Here is a 24,463-nt window from a genome sequence, read left to right as displayed (position 1 = left end):
AGAAAAAATTGACTAACAAAGGGAATACAAAATGAATTCAAAATACCTCTTTAGAAACCTAATTATTGCTTTCTTCTTATTACTCTTTACCTTTGGATGTACCTCAACGAATTCTCGAAAAGTAACTATTGCCACAGCGGCCAATATGCAGTTTGTAATGAAAGAAATTGCTGCCGCTTTTACCCAAGAGACCGGGATTGATTGCGATGTGATCATTAGTTCGTCGGGAAAGCTCACCGCTCAAATCAAAGAAGGAGCACCATACGATGTTTTCATCTCGGCAGACACAAAATATCCTAAAATTCTTTATGAAAAAGGTTTTACATCCAATATTCCCAAGATCTATGGGTATGGTACTTTGGTACTCTGGTCTTTTTCAGAAAATGTACCGCTCGACATTAATTTGCTAACCCAAAATCAAATCGAGCATATCGCGCTGGCCAATCCCAAAACAGCTCCATATGGTACGGCGGCAATCGAAGTATTGAAACATGCCAAAATTTATGATCAAATTTCAGAGAAATTAGTATTTGGAGAGAGTATTTCCCAAACCAATCAATTTATCCTATCTGGAGCGGCTCAAATTGGTTTTACGGCTAAATCGGTAGTGCTATCTCCACAAATGAAAGGGAAAGGCGAGTGGATTTCAATAGATTCAACTTCGTATACTCCTATTGCACAGGCTGCAGTAATCATTAAAAAAGATAAAATTAGCGACGCTGCTATGAAATTTTACGAATTCTTATTCTCTACAAAATCAAAAGAAATTCTTGAAAATTTTGGATACCTTGTCCCTGTAAAATGAATACACTACAAGGACAAATATCAAATATCGAAGTGAATGGTAGTCTTGCATTGGTTACTGTGATTGTAAAAAATGTATCTTTCACAGCTATTATTATTGAAACCCCTAAGACAGCTTCATATCTCAAAATAGGTAACACCATTACCATCTTATTTAAAGAAACCGAAGTGGTCATAACTACCGGGTCTCCAGAACACATAAGCCTGCAAAATCAAATTTTGGGTACCGTTAAAAAGTTAGAAAAAGGAACATTATTGAGCAAGCTTATCATCAATACTGAAATTGGGGAAATTGTTTCGATTATTACCAGCAATGCTGTACAAAAATTAAGTATAGAGAAAGGGTCTGAAATAACCGCAATGATCAAAACCAATGAAATTCTATTAAGCCAATGATGGATTGGGAACCACTCATATTGACTTTCAAGTTGGCATTGATTACCACTGCCCTACTTCTTGTTATTGGAGTTCCTCTTGCTTATTGGTTAGCCTATTCAAAATCAAAAATCAAACCTGTAATTGAGACTTTGGTGAGCATGCCTTTGGTATTACCCCCTACGGTATTAGGATTTTATTTGTTGGTCGCTTTTAGTCCGAACAATTCTTTTGGTCACTGGTTAAATGACTGGTTGGGACTTCGTCTTATCTTTTCATTTGAAGGGTTGATAATTGCTTCTATTTTGTATAGCCTTCCGTTTATGGTACAACCTATACAATCTGGATTGGCAACGCTTCCCAGCCAACTCAAAGAAGCTTCATATGTGCTTGGGAAATCAAAACTAAAAACAGTCTTCAAAATATTATTACCCAATATAAAACCTGCCTTGCTCACGGGTATCGTGCTTTCTTTTGCACATACCATTGGCGAATTTGGTGTAGTATTAATGATCGGGGGCAATATACCAGGAAAAACCAAAGTAGCTTCAATCGCAATTTATGACGAAGTCGAAGCGTTAAACTATGACACTGCTAATGCTTACTCTCTTATCTTACTGGTCATTACTTTTTTCATTCTATTAACTGTATACCTCGTTAATGGAGGGTACCTTAAAAAGTTTAAGAAATGATTGTCTTGTCGCTATATAAAATGTTACATACAGCCCAAGGCACTATTCCTTTAGATATCCAGCTGATGACTGAACCACGTCAATTTATTACATTGTATGGTGAATCTGGTGCCGGAAAAACTTCAACCCTACGCATGATCTCAGGACTGCTTGCTCCCGATAAAGGAAAGATTGTGGTGAATAATAAGGAGTGGTTAGATACCAATAGTAAAACCAATCTAAAACCTCAACAACGAAATGTAGGTTTTGTGTTTCAGGAGTATGCATTGTTTCCAAATATGACGGTACGCAAAAATTTGGAATATGCTCTTGAAAAAAATCAAGACAAAAACATCATCGAAGAATTAATTGATCTCGTCGAATTAGGAGAACTTCAACATTTAAAACCTAATACTTTGTCTGGGGGACAGCAGCAGCGCGTTGCTCTAGCCAGAGCTTTAGTACGAAAACCTGAAATACTTTTACTTGACGAGCCTTTATCAGCTTTGGATTCAAAAATGCGGGTCAAATTACAGGACTATATTCTAAAGGTTCACAAGGAATATAACCTAACTACAGTATTAGTGAGTCATGATATCGGAGAAATTATTAAATTATCTGATCAGGTGTATGTCCTAGAAAAAGGAAAAATTATCCAATCAGGAACGCCTACAGAAATCTTCACAACACATCAAATGAGCGCCAAATTTAGATTTACAGGCGAAGTAATCGAAATACAACAAGAAGAAGTAGTATATATAGTAACTGTCTTAATAGGCACTAATGTGGTAAAGGTGATTGCTCAAGAATCTGAAGTTACAGACCTGAAAATTGGGGATAAAGTAATAGTAGCTTCAAAAGCATTTAATCCGGTACTGCAGAAAATAATTTAGAAAACTAGTCCTGTTCCAAAACTTTAATAATAGCATATAAAGAATCAACAAAACTTAAAAAAATGTTAATAATTGACCTTTCATTTTAAAATAAATCTATATATTCGCAGTATCAATTTCTTCACAGAAACCAGAAGCTTAATTTTGATTTGGCTATTTACTCCATCAATTAATATCATAAAATTTTTTGTAGGGTTTTTATTTATTTTCTACCCTGCTTGCTTTGTAATTATATCGAAGGGAATCAACTTGAACATAGAAATTCGAGTTTGTTGGGGGACACGACTGGCATATAATTACTTGAAATTCCCTCACTCAAAAGGTGAGGGATATTTTTTGAATTATGTAAGTAGATTATACAGAAATCACTTCTTCATCACAGAGTAATTCTTCTTGCCGTAAACGAAGTAAGATCTGTGCTACAGCTACCGTATCTTTTTCGCAATACATAATAATTCGATCAATATCCTGATCTTCATAATACACCTCTCGAACCTGACTACCATCAATATCATCCTTAGGTGAAGGAATCCCTAAAATATTGGTTAGTAATTTCAAAGAAGTGTAGTGTTTATAATCACCAAATTTCCATAGATCTAAGGTATCCAGATGTGGTACTTCCCAAGGTTTTTTACCAAAAAGATTCAGCTTATAGGGTAAAGCAATATTATGAATAATCATCCTGCGAGCGATGTAAGGAAAATCAAATTCTTTTCCATTATGAGCGCAAAGCAGATGATGTGGGCTACTAAAATGTGTTTCTATAAGACTTTTGAAATCTAACAGCAATTGTTTTTCTGCTCCATAAAATGATGTCGTTCTGAAGGACCTTTTTTCACCTTTAAAGGTAAAATATCCAACAGAAATACATACAATTTTTCCAAATTCTGCCCAAATACCGGCACGTTCATAAAATTCTTCGGGAGAGAACTCTTCTTTGCGTTGATACTTAGTCTTATCTGCCCAGAGATATTTCATTTCATCACTCAAACTCTCGAAATCACTATGTTCAGAAACGGTTTCTATATCCAAAAATAATATGTGTTCAAGGTTTAATTTATGAAGCATTCTGTAGCATTTTATAAGCTTCTTCTACAAAGACAAAAAAATCATGGGTAAATGATTCTCCATCTACAAACTGGCCTCTATTGTGTCCTAATCTAACAATAATTACATCGTCTTCGGGGATACAAATCACATATTGCCCCAAGATACCGCGCATAGCAAATATTTTCTTATCTAAATGATCAGACAACCAAAAACCATAACCATACATATCATCTTTTTTGAATCTTTTTTTGGTGGCCAGTTCAATAAACTCTTTTGGTAATAATTGTTTACCTGCAAAAACACCTTTGTTTTTGAATAACACTCCAAAACGTGCAAAGTCTCTAGCGTTACTGGCCACACAGCAGTATGCTTTTTCCATTCCACTATCTTCACTGTCTAATTGCCAGATAGCGTCTTGCTCCATTCCCATGGGTTTCCAGAAACTTTTGCTTAGATACTCAGATAAAGTTTTTCCTGTTGCTTTTTCGATCACCATACCCAACAATTGCGTATTACCACTCAAATACTTAAACTCCTTTCCTGGTTCTTCTACCACTTCTAATCCAAGTAGCACCTCTCGTATATCGGTATCATAATATGCCTTGGCAGTAATAGAAAACGGACTTTTATAGCTTTCTTCCCAGTTAAGACCAGAAGACATCGAAGAAAGGTCTCCTACCGTAGTCTTTGTTGCCAAGCCTTCAGAAAACTCGGGAAAGAAATCTCCCAGCGGTTGATTCAGGCTTTTAATATAACCCTCCATAATAGCTTTTCCCAGCATTGCCGTGACCATACTTTTGGCCATTGAAAAAGAATTAGTTTTAGACTCGACACCAAAGCCATCAGCATACTTCTCATACCAAATGCTATCGTTTTTAATGATCAAATATGCCACTGTACCTAACTCTTCATTGATCTTATTTAATCGATCTGTAGATGTAACGGTATTGTAATCTTCATGCAGTGCCCACGGAATATCAGCTGTACCCTTTTCAATAGTACGATTTTCAAAATGCGTATAATCATCGAGATACGCTGTGTTATGACCAGTCATATACACTACTCGTACCCCTTTTAAAATATATTCACTATCAAAAACATATAATAAGAGAATACATAAGATAACGATAGCTAAGAGTCCTTTAAGAAATTTTTTGAAGATTCGCATACGAGAGTTTAATTAATAAAAATGAATTCACGACAATTTAATTAAAAAAATGAAACGCTTAAGCATGCAATTATAAAATATATCAGTTTCATTTTTTGAAACTGAAAAAAATAACTTTTGTGAAGTAGACCTGTCGTAATTAGATTGCTTTCATTTAACTCATGATACTCCATGATAAAAATATGTTAAGATTTGAAAAGTGAATTCCAGCCTGCGCCAGGATGAAAAATATGTTACCTTAAGAGAAAAATCACCTCGTGGGCCAAACTTTAAAACAATGATTGTTGCTTTACTGGATTTTCATGATCCAATAACCATTTTTTTCTCCATAAACCACCTGCGTATCCTGTAAGAGAACCATCACTGCCAATTACACGATGGCACGGTATAATAATCCATAATGGATTTTTGCCATTAGCAGACGCGGCAGCACGTATGCATTTTGGATCTCCCAATCGCTTAGCCATATCAAGGTATGTAGTTGTTTTTCCGAAAGGAATACTTAATAATTCTTTCCAGACCTTTTTCTGAAAATCAGTTCCTGAGGGATTAAGCTTTAAGTCGAAAGTGGTACGCTGACCATTAAAATATTCCAGGAGTTGTGAAGCAGCCTCTTTTAAATGAGAAGGAATCTCTTTGGAAGGCCTATCAGGAGATTCTTGACCAACTGAAACACGGCAAACTCCCTCTTTATCACCAGAAATTATAGCTATGCCTAACGGAGTTTCTATGAAGACATCATCACTCATTATTCATCTTTATCTTCCAAAATCCCAAGTTTTCTGGCTCTGTTTTCCCAATTTTTTCGAGCAAGTACCTGCATATCAGTTTCGGTATCACTCTCATCTACAATCTCTAATCCCAAAAGGGTTTCTATCACATCTTCCATAGTCACCAGACCATTTACAGATCCATATTCGTCTACCACTAATGCGACGTGATTTTTAGATTGTATCAATTCATTAAACAATTCTGGGATTGGTAAATTTCTAGGAGTGAATAAAATCGGTCTCTTTATTTCTGCCAGAGTTTTCTGACCATTCTGATTCGCCATTTCTTTGAAAACCTCATCTTTTAAAACCTGACCTGTTATATTGTCTGCTCTATCCTTATAAACCGGTATTCTGGAAAACCGAAGATTTTGATTTTCCTTGAAAAACTCTTCTATGGTGGTCTCTTCTGAAGCAATTTTCATAACAGTTCTAGGTGTCATCACATCCTTTGTCAAAACTTCTTTAAACGTAAGTAAATTCTTAATCACTTTTGATTCTGACTCTTCAAAAACTCCTTCTTCTTGAGCAATATCTGCCATCGCTGTAAAATCTTCTCTACTTAATACTGATCCATGATGTCCTTTACCTCCTATTAACTTAGTAGTAAGTTGAAGCAACCATAATATTCCTGTATATTTAAGTGGAGCGATTAAAATCACTAGAGCTTTTGAGGTAAAATTTGCTAATTGCCTCCAGAATGTAGCCCCTATAGTTTTTGGTATGATTTCAGAAACTACCAAGATTAACATGGTCATAATTGCTGATACCACACCTACTATATTTACTCCAAGTATTTCGAATTTATATGGCAATTGTTCTGCTTGTACTCCAACCAAAATTGCACCAACGGTGTGAGCAATAGTATTAAGAGTTAGTATCGCAATTAAAGGCTGATCTACATCTTTTTTAAGGTTTTCTAAGATGGTGGCATAAGGTTTGCCTTCCTTTTTCTTGACGTTAATAAATGTTGGGGTAACACTAAGCAGTACGGCTTCTAAAATTGAACATAGAAACGAAAAAAAAATAGAAATTACTGCGTATATTATAAGTAAGGTCATTGTTTATAAATATGATACTAAAGTACGGATTTTGAAATGTATTGTGATCATTATTGTTCACTTACTTCTGTCATGTAAACTTCTAATGCTTTGAGCTCTTCTTCAGAAAATGTTTTAATGATGGCAAAGTTTGTTTTCATAACCGCATAGGTTTCTGGATCAACGATCGGTTCTGCTTCTTGTTTTAAAAAAGCGATCAGGTCTGCATTTTGTTCTTTATAGATTTTTACAATTTCATGCACCCCCGGTCCAATGGACTTTTTATCTATTTTATGGCAGGTATAGCATTTACCTTTTCCGTTAAAAATTTTCTTTCCTGTATCAAAAGCAGAAATTTCTTTTTTCTTTGTTCCAATCTTAATATCTTCTTTTTCTTTTTTTTCAGATTGACAACTTACTGCAAATAAGGCCAAAGTGATGAGTATGATAGTTGTTTTTTGCATTTACAGTGAATGTATTATGTGTATTTTTCTTTGATTTTTTCTATATCTTTTAAAAATCGTTCTAATAGATCCTTAGAAAAATTGGTGATCACTTTTTCCTCTTTAGGATCAATCCCTTTACTGGCTTCGGCTATTTCGGTAAGTGCATAGATCATAAAATCGTATTCTACATCGGGGCCGTTATCAGAAAATACCTCAATAACTTTTTTGTACAGCGTTTCGACATTATTTTGGTTGGCACTTTCATAATCAAAAGACCATTTAATTTCTTTACCCTTTGGATGTCCTTTTAAAATCTTTTCCAGGGTTTCGACTTCTTCCTTCTGTATAACTCCATCGCTCATGGCAACTACGTATAACAACTCACCGAATGTCCTATATAATCTCTCTCTACTTACCATAAGTCTTGATTTTATATTATTCTAACCCAAAAGCTTCACCACATCCTTGGCAAAATAGCTTGCAATGATATGTGCTCCAGCCCTTTTAAAAGCCATTATCTGTTCCAGCATTACTGAATCGTGATCCAGCCATCCTTTTTCTGCAGCTGCTTTCAACATAGCATATTCTCCGCTTACCTGATACACTGCTACCGGCACATCTACACTATCTCTGACATCTCTAACCAAATCTAAGTATGCTATACCTGGCTTTACCATTACAATATCAGCACCTTCTTCGACATCCATAATCGTTTCTTTGATGGCTTCATCACGATTGGCAAAATCCATCTGATATGTTTTTTTATCTCCAAATCCCGGTGCAGAATCCAATGCATCTCTAAAAGGGCCATAAAATGCCGAAGCATATTTGGCGCTATAGCTCATGATACCAGTATTCTTGAAATTTTCTTTTTCCAGCAATTCGCGAATAGCCAGAATACGTCCATCCATCATATCACTAGGGGCTACAAAATCTGCTCCTGCTTGTGCATGAGATAATGACATCTGTGCCAACACTTCACACGTTTGATCATTTACAATATATCCATCGTCAACAATCCCATCGTGCCCGTATGACGAGTATGGATCTAGAGCTACATCAGTCATGACCAACATATCTGGTGTTGCATCTTTTACTGTTTTAATAGCTCTTTGCATCAAGCCATCAGCATTTAATGCTTCAGTACCCTTATTATCCTTAAGCTCATCAGGCACTTTTACAAACAGTAGCACCGATTTTAAACCTAAGGACCAAAGTTCTTTAACTTCTTTTTTAAGTATATCCAAACTATATCTATAATAGCGAGGCATAGAAGGAATTTCTTCTTTAATACCTTTTCCTTCTACAATAAAAATGGGAACTAAAAAATCATTTGGAGTAATTGTATGTTCTCTAATCAAGGAACGAATCGCTTCATTAGTTCTAAGTCGTCTGTTTCTGCGAAGTAGTTGCATTCTTAATAATAAATTAATCGAAGTAAAGATACTCATAATATCTATTATACATTATCGTTAATAAACGCATCTTTAAAGCTAACTTTATTTAAAAAACATGGCTATCATTGTAACAAAACCTTAACAAGAAGTACTAACTTTAAAACTGCATATGCCTTTAAAATTAACTCTATGCTTACTATAAAAAATTTGAATAAAACCTATCCCAATGGCACTCAGGCCTTAAAAGATGTCAACTTGAATCTTGAAAAGGGAATGTTTGGTCTGTTAGGACCTAACGGAGCCGGAAAATCTACATTAATGCGAACCATCGCTACTTTACAATTAGCAGACTCTGGCAACATTCAGTTTGATGGCATCGACGTTTTTAAGCAGCCTGATGAGATAAGAAAAACACTTGGATATCTTCCTCAGGATTTTGGTGTATACCCAAAGGTATCTGCAGAAATGATGCTTAATCATATCGCCAAGGTTAAAGGTATCATAAATAAGAGTGAACGAAAAGACTACGTAGCCGACTTACTTCATAAAGTAAACTTATATCCGTTTAGAAATCGAAATCTAGGCGATTTTTCAGGAGGTATGCGACAACGTTTTGGGATCGCGCAGGCATTACTTGGTAGTCCTAAATTAATTATTGTTGATGAGCCTACCGCTGGTCTTGATCCATTAGAGCGTAATCGCTTTCATAACCTATTAAGTGAGTTGGGAGAAAATGCAGTGGTGATTCTAAGTACCCATATTGTAGATGATGTAACCAATCTATGTCAAAGAATGGCCGTATTTAATGAAGGTAAAATTTTGATTGAAGGAAATCCGCAAGAATTGTCAGACACATTACGTGGTAAAGTTTACAGAAAACATATTGAGAAATCTGAATTAGAAATCCTTGAAAACGATTTTACCGTACTGTCCAATTATCTAAGAGGTGGACAATTTTATGTGAATGTATACAGTGAATCAAATCCGGGTGAAGGATTTGAAATTGTAGACAATGATCTTGAAGATTTTTACTTCTACTGTATTAACAAAAAACAAGAGCAGGAGGCAGCTATATGAAAGAAGTATTTATATTCGAACTCCACTATAGGCTAAAAAGACCAGCAACCTGGATCTATTTTGCCTTAGGTATTGGTCTTGCCATTCTATTTGCTGCTTTACAGCGATCTTCTACCGCAGAATTTGTAAATAGCCCCACAAAGATCGCTAACGTAATGACCGCAATATCGGTGATCAGTATTTTCTTTTATGCAGCTATTATGGGTGTTCCTATTTACAGAGATCATGATCATAAAACAGCTCAAACCTATTTTACATTTCCTATCACTCAAAAATCATATATATTGGGTAGGTTTTTGGGCAGCTTCTCTATTGCTACCCTTCTTAACGTTGGTATTGTGATCGGTGTTATGATGGGTTTTGGTATCGGTGATTTTCTGGAAAGACCAGATTATGGAACATATACCAATTATAATCTATCTTCATACCTATTGCCATTTATTTTTATACTGCAAATCAATGCACTTTTGGTGGGCTCCTTATTTTTCTCTTTGATGGCTTTCTTTAAAAAAATGCCAATTATCTATTTGGGTGGAATTTGTCTATTTTTATTGAACACTTTGTCAGAAAGTCTACTGGGGAATTTAGACAACCAATGGATGAGTATATATCTTGATCCTTTTGGCGGTGAAGCGTTTAGCTTCATCAAAAAGTATTGGTCCATTGCCGAATTAAATTCAAATCAATTGCCAATCTATGGCAAGTTTTTATTGAATAGATTGTTGTGGTTAGCCATCGGTCTTTTATTTTTTCTAATTACACTCTTCAAATTTAATTATAAAAAGTTTTTAGTTTCAGGAAAAAAAGAGAAGAAAACCGATAGTGGTCCCTACCAAAGATCTTTGGTAACTTCTGTTACTCAATTTTTTTCGAAGAGCACAGAAAGACAAAAACTATGGTCTTTAAGCAAAATAGAGTTTTTGTCTATTGTTAAAGATCCTGTATTCATCATTCTATTAACCATCGGTATTATAATTTCACTAGTAACGATTTTTCTGGCAAATGAAACGTATGGCACTCCTAACCTACCCCTTACCAGATATGTTGCGCTTTTTGCATCAGGAGGTATCTCCTTGTTTTCGGCTATAATTTTAATAATTTATTCTGGAGAAGCCGTGCATAGAACTCGAAAAAATAAAACCTTTGTATTTTATGATGCTTTGCCAATTAGTGATTCGAGTTTATATTTTTCTAAAATTATTGCCCTTCTTGGAATATCGATAATCCTTGCTCTAACCAATATTATCGTAGGAATGTTATTTCAAACCTTCAGTGGTTATTTTGTATATGAATTGGATATGTATTTCATATATAATTTTGTCATTTTATTTCCAGGATTAATCATGACAGTGCTGTTAGCATTTTTTATTCATGTCCTGGTTAATAATAAATTCTTAGGGCACTTTATTGTGATATTACTTTATGTTGGTTTGCCTTTGTTGGTGACTTTTGGATTTAAAAGCAATAATCCCTTACTCGTTTTTGGCCAGCCTACTCCATTTTTTATAAGTGATCTTAATAGTTTTGGACACTATCTTACTGGAATTACCTGGCTTAATTTATATTGGACATTATTTACGGCTATACTAATGATGATTGGTAAAGTGTTCTGGACAAGAGGATTCTTTTCTTCTGTTAAAGAAAGATTGTCATTAGCCAAAGAACGTTTCGATTCTCATACAATTTTGGCAACCATAACCATAATCCTCATATTCGCATCGGTAACGGGGTATAGCTATTATAATTTAAAAATAGTAAACACTATACAAGATGGAAATTATGCCCAAAAAGTAGATGCAGATGCCGAAAAAAAATACGCAAAATATATTGGCAAAGAACATCCTATCGTAACCGACCTGAAGGCATACATTGATGTTTTCCCTAAAGAAAGAGATCTAAAAGCCAGAGGCGAATTTAAAATTTTCAACCCTCACGAAAAAGCTATAGACACCTTATTACTAGAAGTACAGTATCCCGGGCAACATTTTACATTGAAAAAAGTAATGTATAACGGACAGGAAATTACTCCTACTCTAACAGACTCGGTATATAGAATGTATTTCTACAAATTACCCAATGCCATACAACCCCAGGAAAAAGCCTCGCTTATCATAGAAGTAACTGCCGAAACTAAAGGGTTTGCCAATGCCAGGGAAACCCAGGTGTTATATAATGGATCTTTCTTTAATAACTCCATATTTCCCAGGTTTCATTATGAAAGGAGTTTGATCGATAACGGAGTGCGTATTAAAAATGGTTTAGAAAAATTAGACTACCTCTACCCGCCCAGAACGGATTCTACGGCTCTAAAGAAAAATTTATTTAATGAAGATGCCAATTACATTAATTTTGAGGCAGTCGTAAGTACTGCAATTGATCAAACGGCTCTTGCACCTGGAAAATTAGTGAAACAATGGCAAGAAAACGACCGTGCTTATTATCATTACCAACTAGAATCACAAACAGACCTGTTTTTTAACGTGGTTTCAGCAAGATACGATATAGAAAAATCAAGTTGGACTGCTCCCAGCGGAAAAAAAGTAGCTATAGAAATCTATCATTCACCAAAACATAAGCGTAATCTTGATTATTTCATTCATGGTGCCAAAGTTGCTTTAGACTACTGTTCTAAGAACTTCTATGAATATCCCAATTCTGTATTACGTATTGTAGAATTTCCAGGGCATTCTACTTTTGCACAATCTTTTGCTACCACTATACCCTATTCTGAGGATTTTGGATTCGTTGCTAATTTTGATAAAGCAGAAGATTTTAATTATGCATTTAGAGTTACAGCACATGAAGTAGCGCACCAATGGTGGGGCCATATCGTTACTCCTAGTAAAACATCTGGGGCTAATATTATTTCTGAAACCTTAGCAGAGTATACGTCCCTTATGACTATGAAGCATGAGTACGGGGAAAACGGTATTAAAAACTTCTTAAAGTATTCTTTGGATGACTACCTAAGAAGCAGAGCATTAAGTTTTAAACCAGAAAGATCATTACTTAATGTAGAGTATGGTCCTCATATCTGGTATCGTAAAGGATCTATGATTATGTATGAACTTCAAGATCTAATTGGAGAAGATAGAATGAATCAAGCGCTTAAGAACTTTTTGAATGAATATAAGCATTTCGAAAAGGGAGTATATCCTACTTCAGAAAATCTATTCGATGCGATTTATTCTATTACGCCCGATTCTTTAAAATATAGTGTAGAAGATGGTTTTAAAAAGATTGTCATGTACGAGAACCGAGTTGTTTCCGGAACGTCCAAAAAACTAGATAACGGCAGATATGAAACTACCTTCACAGTAGACACCAAAAAAATCTATTACGATAATGAAGGAAAAGAAGAGCGAACCGATGATAAACCTAATTATATTGAAATTGGGTTATTTGGCGAAGATATTACAAATGAAGAAGATGTGCCTTTGAAAAATCCGTACTATTTAGAGCGTAAATGGTTACAACCGGGAGAGAATACATTTACAATGGTTACCGACCAAAAACCGGTAAAAGCTGGGATTGACCCTTATAACAAATTGATCGACAGAAATTCTAACGATAACTTAAAAGCTATAGAATAAAAATGCGACTATAGTTAATGGAAGGTCCGAATCCACAATCAAAACAACGCTGTTTTGATTGGGATTTTTCATGCTATTAAACTCATGATGAATTTAATTAGTACCTTATCCTTGATATTTAAAATTTGAATCATCAAATGAAAAAAATCAATTGGCAATACGCACTAGGAGAAACTCTAATTGTAATTATAGGTATAACAATCGCTTTTAGTTTAAACAAATGCTCTGAAAATAGTAAGGACAACAAACTGAGAATGGCGTATCTCGAAAATCTGAAAAATGATATTAAAACCGACAAAAAAGCTTTAGAAGATAATCTGCAAACCTTAATAGATTTTCAAAAAGAAGCTCGAGAGATCTCTCCTTTTCTGAACACAAACGCTCAAGACAAAATGAGTATTTTAGAAAAGATATTTAAGATCTCTCCGTTAATTGAATTTATTCCTCAAGATATTACTTATAAAACGCTCATTAATTCAGGAGACTTGAAACTTTTTGATGACTTGAAACTAAAATCAGCAATACAAAAATACTACTCTGGGGATTTACATAAAGTAATGAAAGCCTATGAGCGCCAAGAAATTATTCATAGAGAATATCTGGGAAGCTATTATATCTACCATTCAGATTTTGATAAAATGGCGAATAACGAATTTCCTTTTGATGATGAAAAGTTATTGAAAAGAATTATTCAAAGTTTAGGAGGATCTTACAGTATACAAATTACTGCCACCAAAAAAGGTATTGCGCAGTGTGATAGTATTATTCAGGTTTTTGACAAAGAACTTTAGTAGTGTTTTTATCTTCTAAACGCAAAATTAAAAGATCGATCTCGTCTTTTTTATTTTAATTAACTGCCTCTGTAACAAACACTTTCCTTTTCAGTCTTATTTTTATTAAAACCAAAGGCAACTTTCTTGCTTAGAAAGTCGTCTTTAGATATACATACTAATTTGAACCAAATTTCAAATCATGACACACAAAACAATCGATGCATTTATTCTAGTATTCTTATGCACAGCAATAACTAGTGCACAAACCATAACTTCAAAAGTAGTTGATAAAAAAACCAACGAACCTATACCCTATGCTACTGTGCAAGTTTCAGAAAATCAAGGTATCATCACCAATGAAGAAGGTCGATTTAGTATTACATTAGATAATATTTCTAAAGAAATCGATTCAATCTATATCTCATCGATGGGGTATGAAAAAATAGGATTAGCAGTCGAAAATGTTACAGACAGCATTATTTATATTGCCCCTAAAGCCATAGCTCTTAAAAGTGTTTTTGTATCTAATAAAAAACTTACCGTAGATGAAATCATCGAGAATGTTGAAGAGCGATTAGAACAGAATTACCACTTTGATTTGACCCAAAAGCGATTATTCTTCAGGCAATCAGAATTTAACTCCTTAAATACTTTTGATATTGAATTCAAAAAATCAACTATCGAAGAACTCAACAAACAATTTATAGATAGTGTTACCAAGCTCATCCCCAGAAAATCTGAGTATTATACAGAAACACTATGTGATTATTATGGGGGTCCCGAAAAACGGAAAATTAATATCATCAAGGCAGCAGAATTGTATGACAAAAATAATTCGGGATCTATGGAAGCATTGTCAGAAAGATTAGAAAAAATTTTTAAAGAAAACGTAAGACCCGATTCATACCTAAAAATAAAATCGGGAATCTTTGGTACCAAAGTACAGGTGGATTCGATCCTCGAAAATAATGACGAAGCTACCGCAGCCAAAGAAGAGCTGGATGACAAAAAAGAAGATAAGAGTCATTTCTTAAAGTATAGAAGATCGGCCATTCAGGGGCTTTTTAAAAATATGTTTTTTCAGGAAGATCCTACGCTGAATTTTATTCGTAAATCCAATCGTTATGAGTTTAAACTGGTAGATTATACTTATATGGATGATAGCAGCGTATATATTATCGATTTTTCGCCCAAGCGAAAAGAAGATTTTAAGGGAACTCTTTATGTAAACACAGAAAACTTTGCAATTATGCGTGTTGATTATGAAAATGTAAAGCTACTTAGAAACTTCAGACTTTTGGGACTTAGTTATAAAGAGAATGTTTACAAAGGAACTACTATTTTTACTAAAGGACCAGATAATAAATACACTGTAAAATATCTGGAAAAAATAAAGGGTAATATTTTTGGAGTGGATCGCCCATTGAAAGTTATCGAAAAAAATAAACATGTTAAAGGAAGACGTAAGCAAAATGAGTTGGCTCTAGAAATTGACGCTGGTATTGGTAATGTCAATAAATATGAAATCGTAGTCTTTGACGCAAAACAAATAAGTGAAGCCGATTACAATAGTAGTCAGGAGAATACATCTATTAAACCAGAATATTTATCACAGTATAATCCCGAATTCTGGAAAGGATATAATATCATTGAACCTAATGCCGCAATTAGACAGTTTACTGTTGCTCCTGTAATGGAGTAACTTGGTTAAACAAAAATGTTCCTTTCCCTTGAAAGGGAAAGGTGGCCCGCTCAAAAGCGGGTCGGAAAGGGTAGAACTGAGTATAAAATGAAGAAAAAATTACACAACAAACCTGAGTTAAAAACGTATCGTAGAGAACTTCGAAAAAATATTACTTCTGCAGAAGCCTTTTTATGGAACTATCTTCAAAACAAAAAATTAGGGGGAAGAAAATTCAGAAGACAGCATAGTATTAAAAACTACATTGTTGATTTCTATTGTGCCAAAGAAAAATTAATTATTGAATTGGATGGGGAGGTCCATAAAAATAATAAATCTCAAGAAAAAGATTTTAATAGAGATCAAGAATTAGAAAATTTAGGTTTTACAGTAGTTCGTTTTGAAAATTACATGGTTTTCGATCATCTTCCTTCTGTTTTAGCAAAAATAAAAGATAATTTTAATATAACGTGAATCACCCCTTCCGTTTCACAAAATGTGAAACACCTTCCCCTATTATAGGGGAAGTATCCTATTAGCAATGTTATTATACCATTTCTCACATGAAATTACCGTATAAAATTGTCTCTTTTGACTTGATGCTTCGTTATAAAATTGATCGATAGCTATGGCTATCCATAAATTTTTTACCTAGCCTAAAATCAAAATAGTTCAATTCGTATATCAGTAACTTCATATAAGAACTGGTATTATTTACACTATTCCGCCATCCAACAAATTAATAATCCTAGAACCATAGGAAGTGTTTTTTTCGGAATGCGTTACCTGGATAATGGTTACACCTTCTTTGTTAAGCCCTGAAAATATTTCCATAATCTCCTCCCCTTGTTTAGAATTCAGGTTCCCGGTGGGTTCATCTGCTAAGATAAGTTTGGGGTTAGCAATAAGTGCCCTGGCAATACCTACCAATTGTTGTTGCCCACCACTTAACTGAGCAGGAAAAAGATCTTTTTTACCCACGATATTAAAACGATCCAGCATATCAGCCACTAATGCTTTACGTTCTGACCCCCCATATTTTTTATACAACAAAGGCATTTCAAGGTTTTCTTTTACTGTTAGCTCATCAATCAAATGATACGACTGAAACACAAAACCTATATACTGCTTGTATAAATTCGAGCGATGTTTTTCTTTCAATGTATGTACTGGGTCTTCAAGAAAAGTATATTCTCCTTCATCAAAACTATCAAGCATCCCGATGACATTGAGCAGGGTAGATTTTCCAGATCCCGATGGCCCCATTATCGAGATAAAATCTCCTTCATGCACCCAAAGATCAATATTTTTTAATAAGTAAACTTTTTGACCTCCTGATTGTACCCATTTTGATACTTTATTTAGTTGTAGTAACATATTAATTTAAGTTTTCTGAAATTTATTATTCATTAAATATTCAAGTTCCAGGGAAAAAAGAATTATTCTGTACGTAAGCTATTCACCGGATTCATAGATGCTGCTTTAAAGCTTTTCCAACTTATAGTCATAAATACAATACCTATTGTAATTAAGCCTGCCAAAGCAAATATCCACCACTGTATTTGAATACGATAAGCAAAATCTTCCAGCCATATATTCATCACATAAAATCCTAACGGAAATGCGATCAAAAATGAAATAAGTACTAATTTTAGAAAATCAGAGGACAGCATCGTGATGATTTGCGGCACACTAGATCCTAATACTTTTCGGATTCCGATTTCTTTAAATCGCTGTTCTGCCGTAAAAGTTATGAGTCCGAATAAGCCAAGACAGGCCACAAAGATGGTAAGCAAGGCAAATATTCTGAGGATTGCACCCATTTTTTGTTCTTTGATATACGTTTGATTATATAACTCATCAAGCAATCCATAAGAAAAGGGTTCGCTGGTGTTAAAACTATTCCATAAGTGCCGTACACTTGCAATGAGTGCAGACATATCGGCTGTTTTTGCTCTTATAATCAGCCCTGAACTCTTATCATGGAGCATAATTAATTGATCAATAGGTTCATGTAACGAGTTAAAATGAAAATCCTTTACAACTCCTATTATTGTATATGTTTTTGTACCGCCTTCATTGTTGATTGCCATGGTTACTGTTTTTCCAACGGCGTCATTTGTAAATCCTAAAATCCTTGCAGAAGTCTCATTGATAATCATATTTTTAGATTCAGAACCAAAGTCTTTAGAAAAATTCCTACCGGCAACAAGTTCCATCCCCAAGGTAGGAATGTATTGTTCATCAATATTATACACGACACTTCTTCTGACTGCCTCAGAATTTTGACCTGCATAGATACGCGTCATATACGTATATGTAGGTCCTGCTGGAATATGCCCTGACATCGTTATACTAGAAACCCTGGGATCTTTGGCCAATTGCTCTTTAAAAACTTCTTCATTTGCTCCCAGCATCCAAGAATCTCGTAATACCAGTATTTGGTCTTTTTGGTATCCTATATCCTTGTTTTGTATAAACGCCATTTGTTGATCTACCACTAAGGTTGCAATGATAAGTCCCACCGATATCATAAATTGAAAAACAACCAATCCACTGCGTATACCTTTGGTTTTACCTGTATTTTTAAAGGTATTCTTGAGCGCAATAATTGGTTTAAATGATGACAAGAAAAAAGCCGGATAGCTCCCTGCTAAAAAACTGATAAAGATTCCCAAAAATCCAAAGTATAATAGAAGTTTTGGATCCAGAATATACGCCATATCTAATGTCTTACCTGATAGATTATTAAATAATGGCAATGTCAAAATAACAATGATCACTGCCAAAAACATGGCTATCATTGTCGCTATACATGATTCTATCAAAAATTGTCTGATCAATTCGCTTCTAGATGATCCCATAACTTTCTTTACTCCCACTTCTTTGGCTCTTTTGGATGCCGCAGCGGTAGATAGGTTCATGAAATTGATGCACGCAATTATTAAAATAAATATGGCAATGGCACTAAAAATATATACTGTTTTTATATCACCTCCTGGTTCGAGATTAGAAACATCGGCGAAGTCTGAATGAAGATGAATATCAGTGAGTGGTTGTAGAAATAGTCCTATCTCATTACCGTCTTTGAACTCTTCATAGGTCATACCCAAAGTTTTTTTTATCTGTGGACCCATATATTTCTCCACAATACCTGGTAATTTATTTTCGATCGCTTTACTTTCAGAACTATTATCAAGAAGTAAGTAATTATGGTAGTTTGATACTATCCACCTGGCCTCTTTTGCATCAGCAACACCTTCCATAGACCCAAAAACATCAAAATGAAAATGAGAATTTTGGGGCAGTTGTTGCATTACTCCCGTTACCTTAAACTGTTGCTTCCATTCTTTGAAATCAAGTAGTTGCCCTATTGGATTTTCCTCTCCAAAATATTTCGAAGCTAACTCTTGGGTGATGATAATGGTATTTGGTTCTTTTAAAGCTGTTTTTGAATCTCCTTTAAGGAAAGGCACGGTGAATACTTCAAAGAAATTGGAATCTACATATGCAAATTTATGATCTCTAAAAGTATTGTTTTTATAGGTTATTTGAGGAGTCCCCTGTGGTCTTAGACGTGTTGCTTTTAATACTTCGGGGAATTCTTCTTGTAAGGTAGGCCCAACAGGACCTGGAGTGGCCGCTTCTTTAATTACTTCTCCATTCATCTTCCCTTTAAGCACCACTCGAACGATCTGATCAGAATTTCTGTGAAAACGATCATAGCTTAACTCGTCTGAGACAAAAAGAAATATGATCAATGCGGCAGCAACACCTATGGATAAACCAAGGATGTTAATGGTAAATAATGCTTTGTGTTTTAAAAGGGCCCTCCATGCGATTTTAATATGATTGTTAAACATGATTGTTTATTTTAATCTTTACTATTCATTACTCAGTTCGTAAACTCTTCACTGGGTTTTGCAGAGCTGCCCTTATAGTTCCAAAGCTTATAGTGACCAAGGCAATTCCGAGGGCTAATATTCCTGCCGCTAGAAAAAACCAAATACTTAATTCCATTCTATATGAGTATTCTTGCAACCATCGATCAGAGTACCACCAGGCTATTGGGACAATAAGAACAAAGGCAATAACCACAAGTTTCAAAAAGTCTTTGGCCAACAGCAGGATTAAGGAGGTTACACTGGCCCCCACAACTTTTCTTACTCCTATTTCTTTGGTACGTTTATTGACTACCAACAACGAGATTGCTAGCAAACCAATACAACTTAGTATGATCGCAATCAAAGAACCACTTGTGATAATTGTGATCATTGTTTTTTCTCTCTTTAAGGTTCGATCAATATTCTCATCCAGAAAGGAGCCCAAAAACTCAGCATTCGGTTCTAGACTTTTCCAAACTTTTTCTATTTTATCCACTGTGGTTGAAATATCAGCATTCGATATTTTGAAATAGGCATATCGAACATTTTTTTGATTGCTCATAAATAATGACATGGGCTCAATAGCACGATCTAATTTTTCGAAATTGAAGTCTTTTATAACACCAACTACAGTATGTCTTATACTATCATTAATTACAGCAAGTTGTTTCCCTATGGGGTCAGTTTCTTCTAGTTCTTTTACCATCGCCTCATTTATGATTACAGATAGGCTATCTGAAGCGAAGCTTTTATCAAAAGATCTTCCTGAAAGCAATTTAATATCTAAAGTTTTAATGTAATCATAGTCTACAATTAGCATATTAGTACTTACCTGACGATTTTTATAATCAAAACCTATACTACTACTATATCGACTTCCATCTTTTCCTCTTCCTAAATTGTTGTCTGAAGCGGTAATGCTAATAATATCAGATTGATCTTTTAATTCTTCCCTTAGAAGTTTTATCGCCTTATTTCCATCTTTTTTATCATTTAATGGCAAAGACATCACGTATTCTTTATTGTATCCCAAATCCTTTGTACGCATGTATTGCAGTTGCCCCCATAAAACAAAACTTCCGCTTACCAATAGGATTACAATCGCAAACTGGGTAATCATTAAAATATCTCGTACTTTATCGCGTCCGTTTAATTGAATTTTTCCTTTTAACGCTTGTAGCGTCCCTAGTTTACTAAGTAAGAGAGCAGGGTATCCACCTGCGACGCCAGTAATCACAAAAAACACTAGGGCAAAAACAATAATTGAAAGAAATGATACAGTATTATTGAAAGTGGCTCCTGTATTGAACAGTGTTTTAAATTCATCTAGAAACAGGACACTTAAAAGTATTCCGAATCCCAATGTTGCAATGAAAATTAGAATACTTTCACACCAAAACTGCAAGAAAACATGTTTTTTTGTACCTCCCAGAGTTTTGCGCATTCCTATTTCTTGAAGTCTGGTATTGCTCTTTGCAATACTCATGTTTATAAAGTTTACACAAGCGATAAATAACAATAGAAAAGCGATACCAAGTACGATATATGGTAAGGCTCTGCTAACGACCAAGTTTCCAAGTTTATAACTTGTAAAATAGAGATCTTTAAAAGGGTGTAATTTTAACTGAAGGTATTGCCCATTTTCATTGGGCGAAGCACCATCTCGTTTTGTATCTTCTATGTTTTCTTTAAAATGCAGGTTTGCAAAGCTTTGAGTACTCTCTTCAAATTGAGGAACAGAAATTTCATCTTGAAGCTGCACATATACAATATGGTTTGAGTGATCCCATTGATCCTTAAGTCTTTTGTACCTGGGAGAACTTTTAAAATTACCCAGGATTTCGAACTTCATGCTGCTATTGTCAGGAATATCTTTTAGAACCGTAGCGATGGTAAAAGGTTCTTTTTTCCCATTGATAAGAAGATTAATCGTTTTTCCAATAACATCTGTACTTCCAAAGGTTCTATTGGCCATACTATTAGTGATGGCCAAGGCATTTTTATCATTTATAGGATTATCGTTACCTTTTTCTATTGGAAATGAAAAAAGTTCAAAAAAATCTGGATCTACCCAGCTCATGTCAGCAGTAAGTTCTTTTTCATTATAAATTAATAAAGTTTTGCCATCCAGATACCTTGAAATTCTTTTAACTCCAGGCACCTCATCCTTCAATGCAAAAGCTAACGGAATGGGTTGTGAGGTTTGAATATCAGAACCTTCGGGAATTTGCCATTGGGCATATACCTGATAAATTGAATCTCCTTTTTCGTGAAAATCATCGTACGAAAGTTCAAAAAAAGCAGTCATACTCAATACTATGGCAACACCAAAAGCAATTGATAACCCTATACTATTTAGTATAGTGAAACCTTTATTTTTCCAAAGGTTACGCCAGGCAATTTTGATATAATTCTTAAACATAATTGTTCGTTTTTTGGTGATTTATTCTGATCTCAAACTATCTACCGGATTAGCGATAGCTGCTCGAACTGCCTGATAACTTATTGTTGCAATGGTAATCACAGTTACTCCTATAATCGCTACGGCAAATACCCACCAGTCAATTGAGATTCGATATTGATAATTTTCTAACCAATTAGTCATGAAATACCAGGCAACAGGCGAAGCAATCACTCCTGCAATTAAAATAAGTTTGAAAAAGTCTTGAGTGAACAACAATAAAATATCGCTGATTTTTCCTCCGAGTACTTTCCTAATACCTATCTCTTTTGTTTTTTGTGCCACAAAAAATGAGATTAATCCATACAGCCCTAAACAACTAATGAAGATTGCTAGTCCCGAGAATAACTTGGATAATGATAAAAACCGTTGCTCTTCCTGGTATTGTTCGGCAACGCGCTGATCTAAAAAGGTGTAATCAAATATGTATTTAGGAAATACTTCTTTCCATCGCTTTTCAATTTCTAACAAACTCGTAGTTGCATTTTTACCATTAATTTTGATCGCAAATTCATTATACGCATTACGAGACGGAGCTATAAAAACGGGGTTAATATTCTCATGAAAATTTTGGTCATGAAAATTTGCCACTACTCCTGATATTGTTGCTTTTATAAATCCGCCATTTAGCTCAACCTGCTTACCTACTAATTCTTCGGGAGATGCTACTCCTAGTTTTTCTCCCAATTTTTCATTAACAACTACCTCTGTAATAGAATCTGATTCTCTAAAATTTCGGCCAGCAACTAATTCTAAACCAAAGGTTTTGATGTAATCTTTGTCAGACAACTTTGCAGAAATAAAAAACTCTTCATGTTCTGGTCGAGTATTATATTTTACTGAAGTTCCCCAATTGCTATAGGCAGCACCCGGACTTGCAAAACATGCTGTTACCTTCTCTACACCAGAGATTTGAAAAAAACGATCCTTAAGCCCGTCTATTTTTATTTTTTCAATTTTTTCTGGAATAGGCACCATGACTATCGCATCTTTTTTGAAACCTAAATCTGCATTTACAGCAAAGCTTATTTGTTTTCCAATAACGATGGTTGATACGATAAGTACTATTGAAATCACAAACTGCGCAGTAACTAATATTTTTCTGGTCAATTTTTCTCCTGTATCTCTTTGGGTTAGTTTTCCCTTTAATGCTAAAGTGGGTACAATTCTGGATAAAAGTATTCCCGGATAACTTCCGGCTAATAGAGATACCATAACTAATAATGATAGCACAAAGACAACCGTTTTAAAAGATATCAACGATTGGATAGACAAACTAAGTCCAAAAAGCTCATTAAAAGTAGGTAATGCAAAAAAGGCAATAGCGCAACCTATGATTATGGCAAAAAGACTAAGGACAAAAGTTTCAGAAATAAACTGCCAAAATAAGTGTTGTTTATAGCCGCCAAGTACTTTTCTAATTCCTATTTCTTTGGAACGTGAAAAGGCCTGTGCCGTAGAAATATTGATAAAATTAATACAGGCAATAATGATAAGAAATAATCCGACGAGACCAAAAATCCATAGTAAGCTTGTGTTGATTCCGCCATAATCATTATTAAAATGAATACTGCTTAATGACTGTAATTTATAACGATGTACATTTTTAATTTTAGGACGATGCTTACTGACCAAGGAAATCAGAGACTCTTCAATATTTGCAATATTTTGATTAGGGTGCAGTAATGTATAACACCTCAAAGAGCTATTAATGCCGCTCCAGACATCTTTAGCAACAAAATCGCCTGAACCTTTTAATGTAAGAAAAGAAACAAATACGTCACCCTGAACTGTAGAATTTTTGGGTATATCTTTAAAAATACCGATTATTTGTATAGTTTTATTATTATCCAGAGTAAAACTTTTCCCTAAAGGGTTTTGTACTCCAAATACTTTTTTTCCAAAAGATTCAGAAACATAGGCCGTTTTAGGATCAGCCAAAGACTGTTCGCTGATCTTTTCTAAAATAGGGAAATTAAATATCTCAAAAATATCCTGTTCGGCAAATACGATATCGTTTTGAAATTTTTTAGTTCCATTATCATCCTCAATATCAATTTGCAAAGCATCCTGGTAATAAATTTTGGCAACTTTCTCGGCATAGTCATATTCTGTACTAAACGCATTTGCAAATGCTGGTGGCACTGCTGCTTCATAACCTACATCACTTCCTTGATGCTCCTCGGTAACGACTCGGTATATTCTATCAGCATTTTCGTGAAAATCATCGAACTGAAGATGATAATTAATAAATAGAAAAATTAATATAGAGCAACCAAATCCAAGTGCCAATCCCAGAATATTGATAAAAGCAAAGACCTTTCTTTTTTGAAGGTTCCTCCATGCTATTTTAATATAATTTTTAAACATAACTGTTTGT

General features: G+C 34.6%; 20 protein-coding genes. 9 read left to right on the top strand and 11 right to left on the bottom strand.

Translation table 11 applies throughout. The annotated features are described in order from the left end of the window. The first annotated feature begins 31 nt into the window (after positions 1–31). Genes modA through ACFSJT_RS08770 form a run of 4 tightly spaced genes read left to right on the top strand, consistent with a single transcriptional unit; the run spans position 32 to position 2,743 of the window. Positions 32–805, top strand: a complete 774-nt coding sequence (modA, locus tag ACFSJT_RS08785) for a molybdate ABC transporter substrate-binding protein (protein ID WP_378319882.1) — start codon at positions 32–34, stop codon at positions 803–805. Continuing rightward, complete coding sequence (locus ACFSJT_RS08780; protein WP_378319881.1) at positions 802–1,200, top strand: TOBE domain-containing protein; 399 nt, start codon at positions 802–804, stop codon at positions 1,198–1,200. Before modA ends, ACFSJT_RS08780 begins: the two co-directional genes overlap by 4 nt. Then, positions 1,200–1,871: a molybdate ABC transporter permease subunit gene (modB, locus tag ACFSJT_RS08775; protein WP_378319932.1), complete on the top strand. Its 672-nt coding sequence runs from the start codon at positions 1,200–1,202 to the stop codon at positions 1,869–1,871. Before ACFSJT_RS08780 ends, modB begins: the two co-directional genes overlap by 1 nt. A 20-nt stretch (positions 1,872–1,891) precedes the next feature. Next, on the top strand, positions 1,892–2,743 hold the full coding sequence (locus ACFSJT_RS08770) for a sulfate/molybdate ABC transporter ATP-binding protein (protein ID WP_378319880.1): 852 nt from the start codon (positions 1,892–1,894) through the stop codon (positions 2,741–2,743). A gap of 354 nt (positions 2,744–3,097) precedes the next feature. Here the strand turns inward: ACFSJT_RS08770 and ACFSJT_RS08765 are convergent, their stop codons facing one another. From ACFSJT_RS08765 to hemB, 7 genes are all read right to left on the bottom strand, one after another. Further along, on the bottom strand, positions 3,098–3,811 hold the full coding sequence (locus ACFSJT_RS08765; RefSeq protein WP_378319879.1) for a 3'-5' exonuclease: 714 nt from the start codon (positions 3,809–3,811) through the stop codon (positions 3,098–3,100). Beyond that, positions 3,801–4,961, bottom strand: a complete 1,161-nt coding sequence (locus ACFSJT_RS08760) for a serine hydrolase domain-containing protein (protein ID WP_378319878.1) — start codon at positions 4,959–4,961, stop codon at positions 3,801–3,803. The genes ACFSJT_RS08765 and ACFSJT_RS08760 overlap by 11 nt, the downstream gene beginning before the upstream one ends. Positions 4,962–5,230: 269 nt before the next feature. Then, positions 5,231–5,710 (bottom strand): methylated-DNA--[protein]-cysteine S-methyltransferase, encoded by a 480-nt coding sequence (locus ACFSJT_RS08755; RefSeq protein WP_378319877.1) that lies wholly within the window; start codon positions 5,708–5,710, stop codon positions 5,231–5,233. Further along, the gene (locus tag ACFSJT_RS08750) at positions 5,710–6,792 is read right to left on the bottom strand and encodes a CNNM domain-containing protein (protein ID WP_378319876.1); all 1,083 of its coding nucleotides are present in this window, start codon (positions 6,790–6,792) and stop codon (positions 5,710–5,712) included. Before ACFSJT_RS08750 ends, ACFSJT_RS08755 begins: the two co-directional genes overlap by 1 nt. A gap of 50 nt (positions 6,793–6,842) precedes the next feature. Next, the gene (locus tag ACFSJT_RS08745) at positions 6,843–7,235 is read right to left on the bottom strand and encodes a c-type cytochrome (RefSeq protein ID WP_378319875.1); all 393 of its coding nucleotides are present in this window, start codon (positions 7,233–7,235) and stop codon (positions 6,843–6,845) included. A gap of 14 nt (positions 7,236–7,249) precedes the next feature. After that, complete coding sequence (locus ACFSJT_RS08740) at positions 7,250–7,636, bottom strand: tellurite resistance TerB family protein (RefSeq protein WP_378319874.1); 387 nt, start codon at positions 7,634–7,636, stop codon at positions 7,250–7,252. 21 nt (positions 7,637–7,657) lie between these two features. After that, positions 7,658–8,632: a porphobilinogen synthase gene (gene hemB / locus ACFSJT_RS08735; RefSeq protein ID WP_378319931.1), complete on the bottom strand. Its 975-nt coding sequence runs from the start codon at positions 8,630–8,632 to the stop codon at positions 7,658–7,660. Between the two features lie 171 nt (positions 8,633–8,803). Between hemB and ACFSJT_RS08730 the strand changes: the two genes are divergently transcribed. The 5 genes from ACFSJT_RS08730 (at position 8,804) to ACFSJT_RS08710 (ending at position 16,212) form a co-directional block, all read left to right on the top strand. Further along, the gene (locus ACFSJT_RS08730; protein WP_378319873.1) at positions 8,804–9,691 is read left to right on the top strand and encodes an ABC transporter ATP-binding protein; all 888 of its coding nucleotides are present in this window, start codon (positions 8,804–8,806) and stop codon (positions 9,689–9,691) included. Further along, positions 9,688–13,284 (top strand): ABC transporter permease/M1 family aminopeptidase, encoded by a 3,597-nt coding sequence (locus ACFSJT_RS08725; protein WP_378319872.1) that lies wholly within the window; start codon positions 9,688–9,690, stop codon positions 13,282–13,284. The genes ACFSJT_RS08730 and ACFSJT_RS08725 overlap by 4 nt, the downstream gene beginning before the upstream one ends. 137 nt (positions 13,285–13,421) lie before the next feature. Continuing rightward, the gene (locus ACFSJT_RS08720; protein WP_378319871.1) at positions 13,422–14,075 is read left to right on the top strand and encodes a DUF6090 family protein; all 654 of its coding nucleotides are present in this window, start codon (positions 13,422–13,424) and stop codon (positions 14,073–14,075) included. A 181-nt stretch (positions 14,076–14,256) separates the two neighbouring features. Then, entirely contained in the window at positions 14,257–15,759 is a 1,503-nt protein-coding gene (locus tag ACFSJT_RS08715; protein ID WP_378319870.1) for a carboxypeptidase-like regulatory domain-containing protein, read from the top strand. An 87-nt stretch (positions 15,760–15,846) separates the two neighbouring features. Further along, a complete protein-coding gene (locus tag ACFSJT_RS08710; protein ID WP_378319869.1) occupies positions 15,847–16,212 on the top strand; it encodes an endonuclease domain-containing protein in 366 nt (121 codons plus the stop codon). 240 nt (positions 16,213–16,452) lie between these two features. On the opposite strand, the gene ACFSJT_RS08705 is transcribed toward ACFSJT_RS08710, so the two are convergent. The 4 genes from ACFSJT_RS08705 to ACFSJT_RS08690 all read right to left on the bottom strand — a co-directional run bounded on the left by ACFSJT_RS08705 (position 16,453) and on the right by ACFSJT_RS08690 (position 24,453). Continuing rightward, on the bottom strand, positions 16,453–17,115 hold the full coding sequence (locus ACFSJT_RS08705) for an ABC transporter ATP-binding protein (RefSeq protein ID WP_378319868.1): 663 nt from the start codon (positions 17,113–17,115) through the stop codon (positions 16,453–16,455). A gap of 62 nt (positions 17,116–17,177) precedes the next feature. Next, on the bottom strand, positions 17,178–19,601 hold the full coding sequence (locus ACFSJT_RS08700; RefSeq protein ID WP_378319867.1) for an ABC transporter permease: 2,424 nt from the start codon (positions 19,599–19,601) through the stop codon (positions 17,178–17,180). Between the two features lie 28 nt (positions 19,602–19,629). After that, positions 19,630–22,044: an ABC transporter permease gene (locus tag ACFSJT_RS08695; protein ID WP_378319866.1), complete on the bottom strand. Its 2,415-nt coding sequence runs from the start codon at positions 22,042–22,044 to the stop codon at positions 19,630–19,632. Positions 22,045–22,065: 21 nt separating this feature from the next. Continuing rightward, complete coding sequence (locus ACFSJT_RS08690; RefSeq protein WP_378319865.1) at positions 22,066–24,453, bottom strand: ABC transporter permease; 2,388 nt, start codon at positions 24,451–24,453, stop codon at positions 22,066–22,068. Between the last annotated feature and the right edge of the window lie 10 nt (positions 24,454–24,463).

The organism is Aquimarina celericrescens (assembly GCF_042682765.1).
GTDB classification, from domain to species: Bacteria; Bacteroidota; Bacteroidia; order Flavobacteriales; family Flavobacteriaceae; genus Aquimarina; species Aquimarina celericrescens.
Note: the sequence above shows the minus strand (reverse complement) of the source record. Positions and strands in the feature narration are given on the sequence as shown.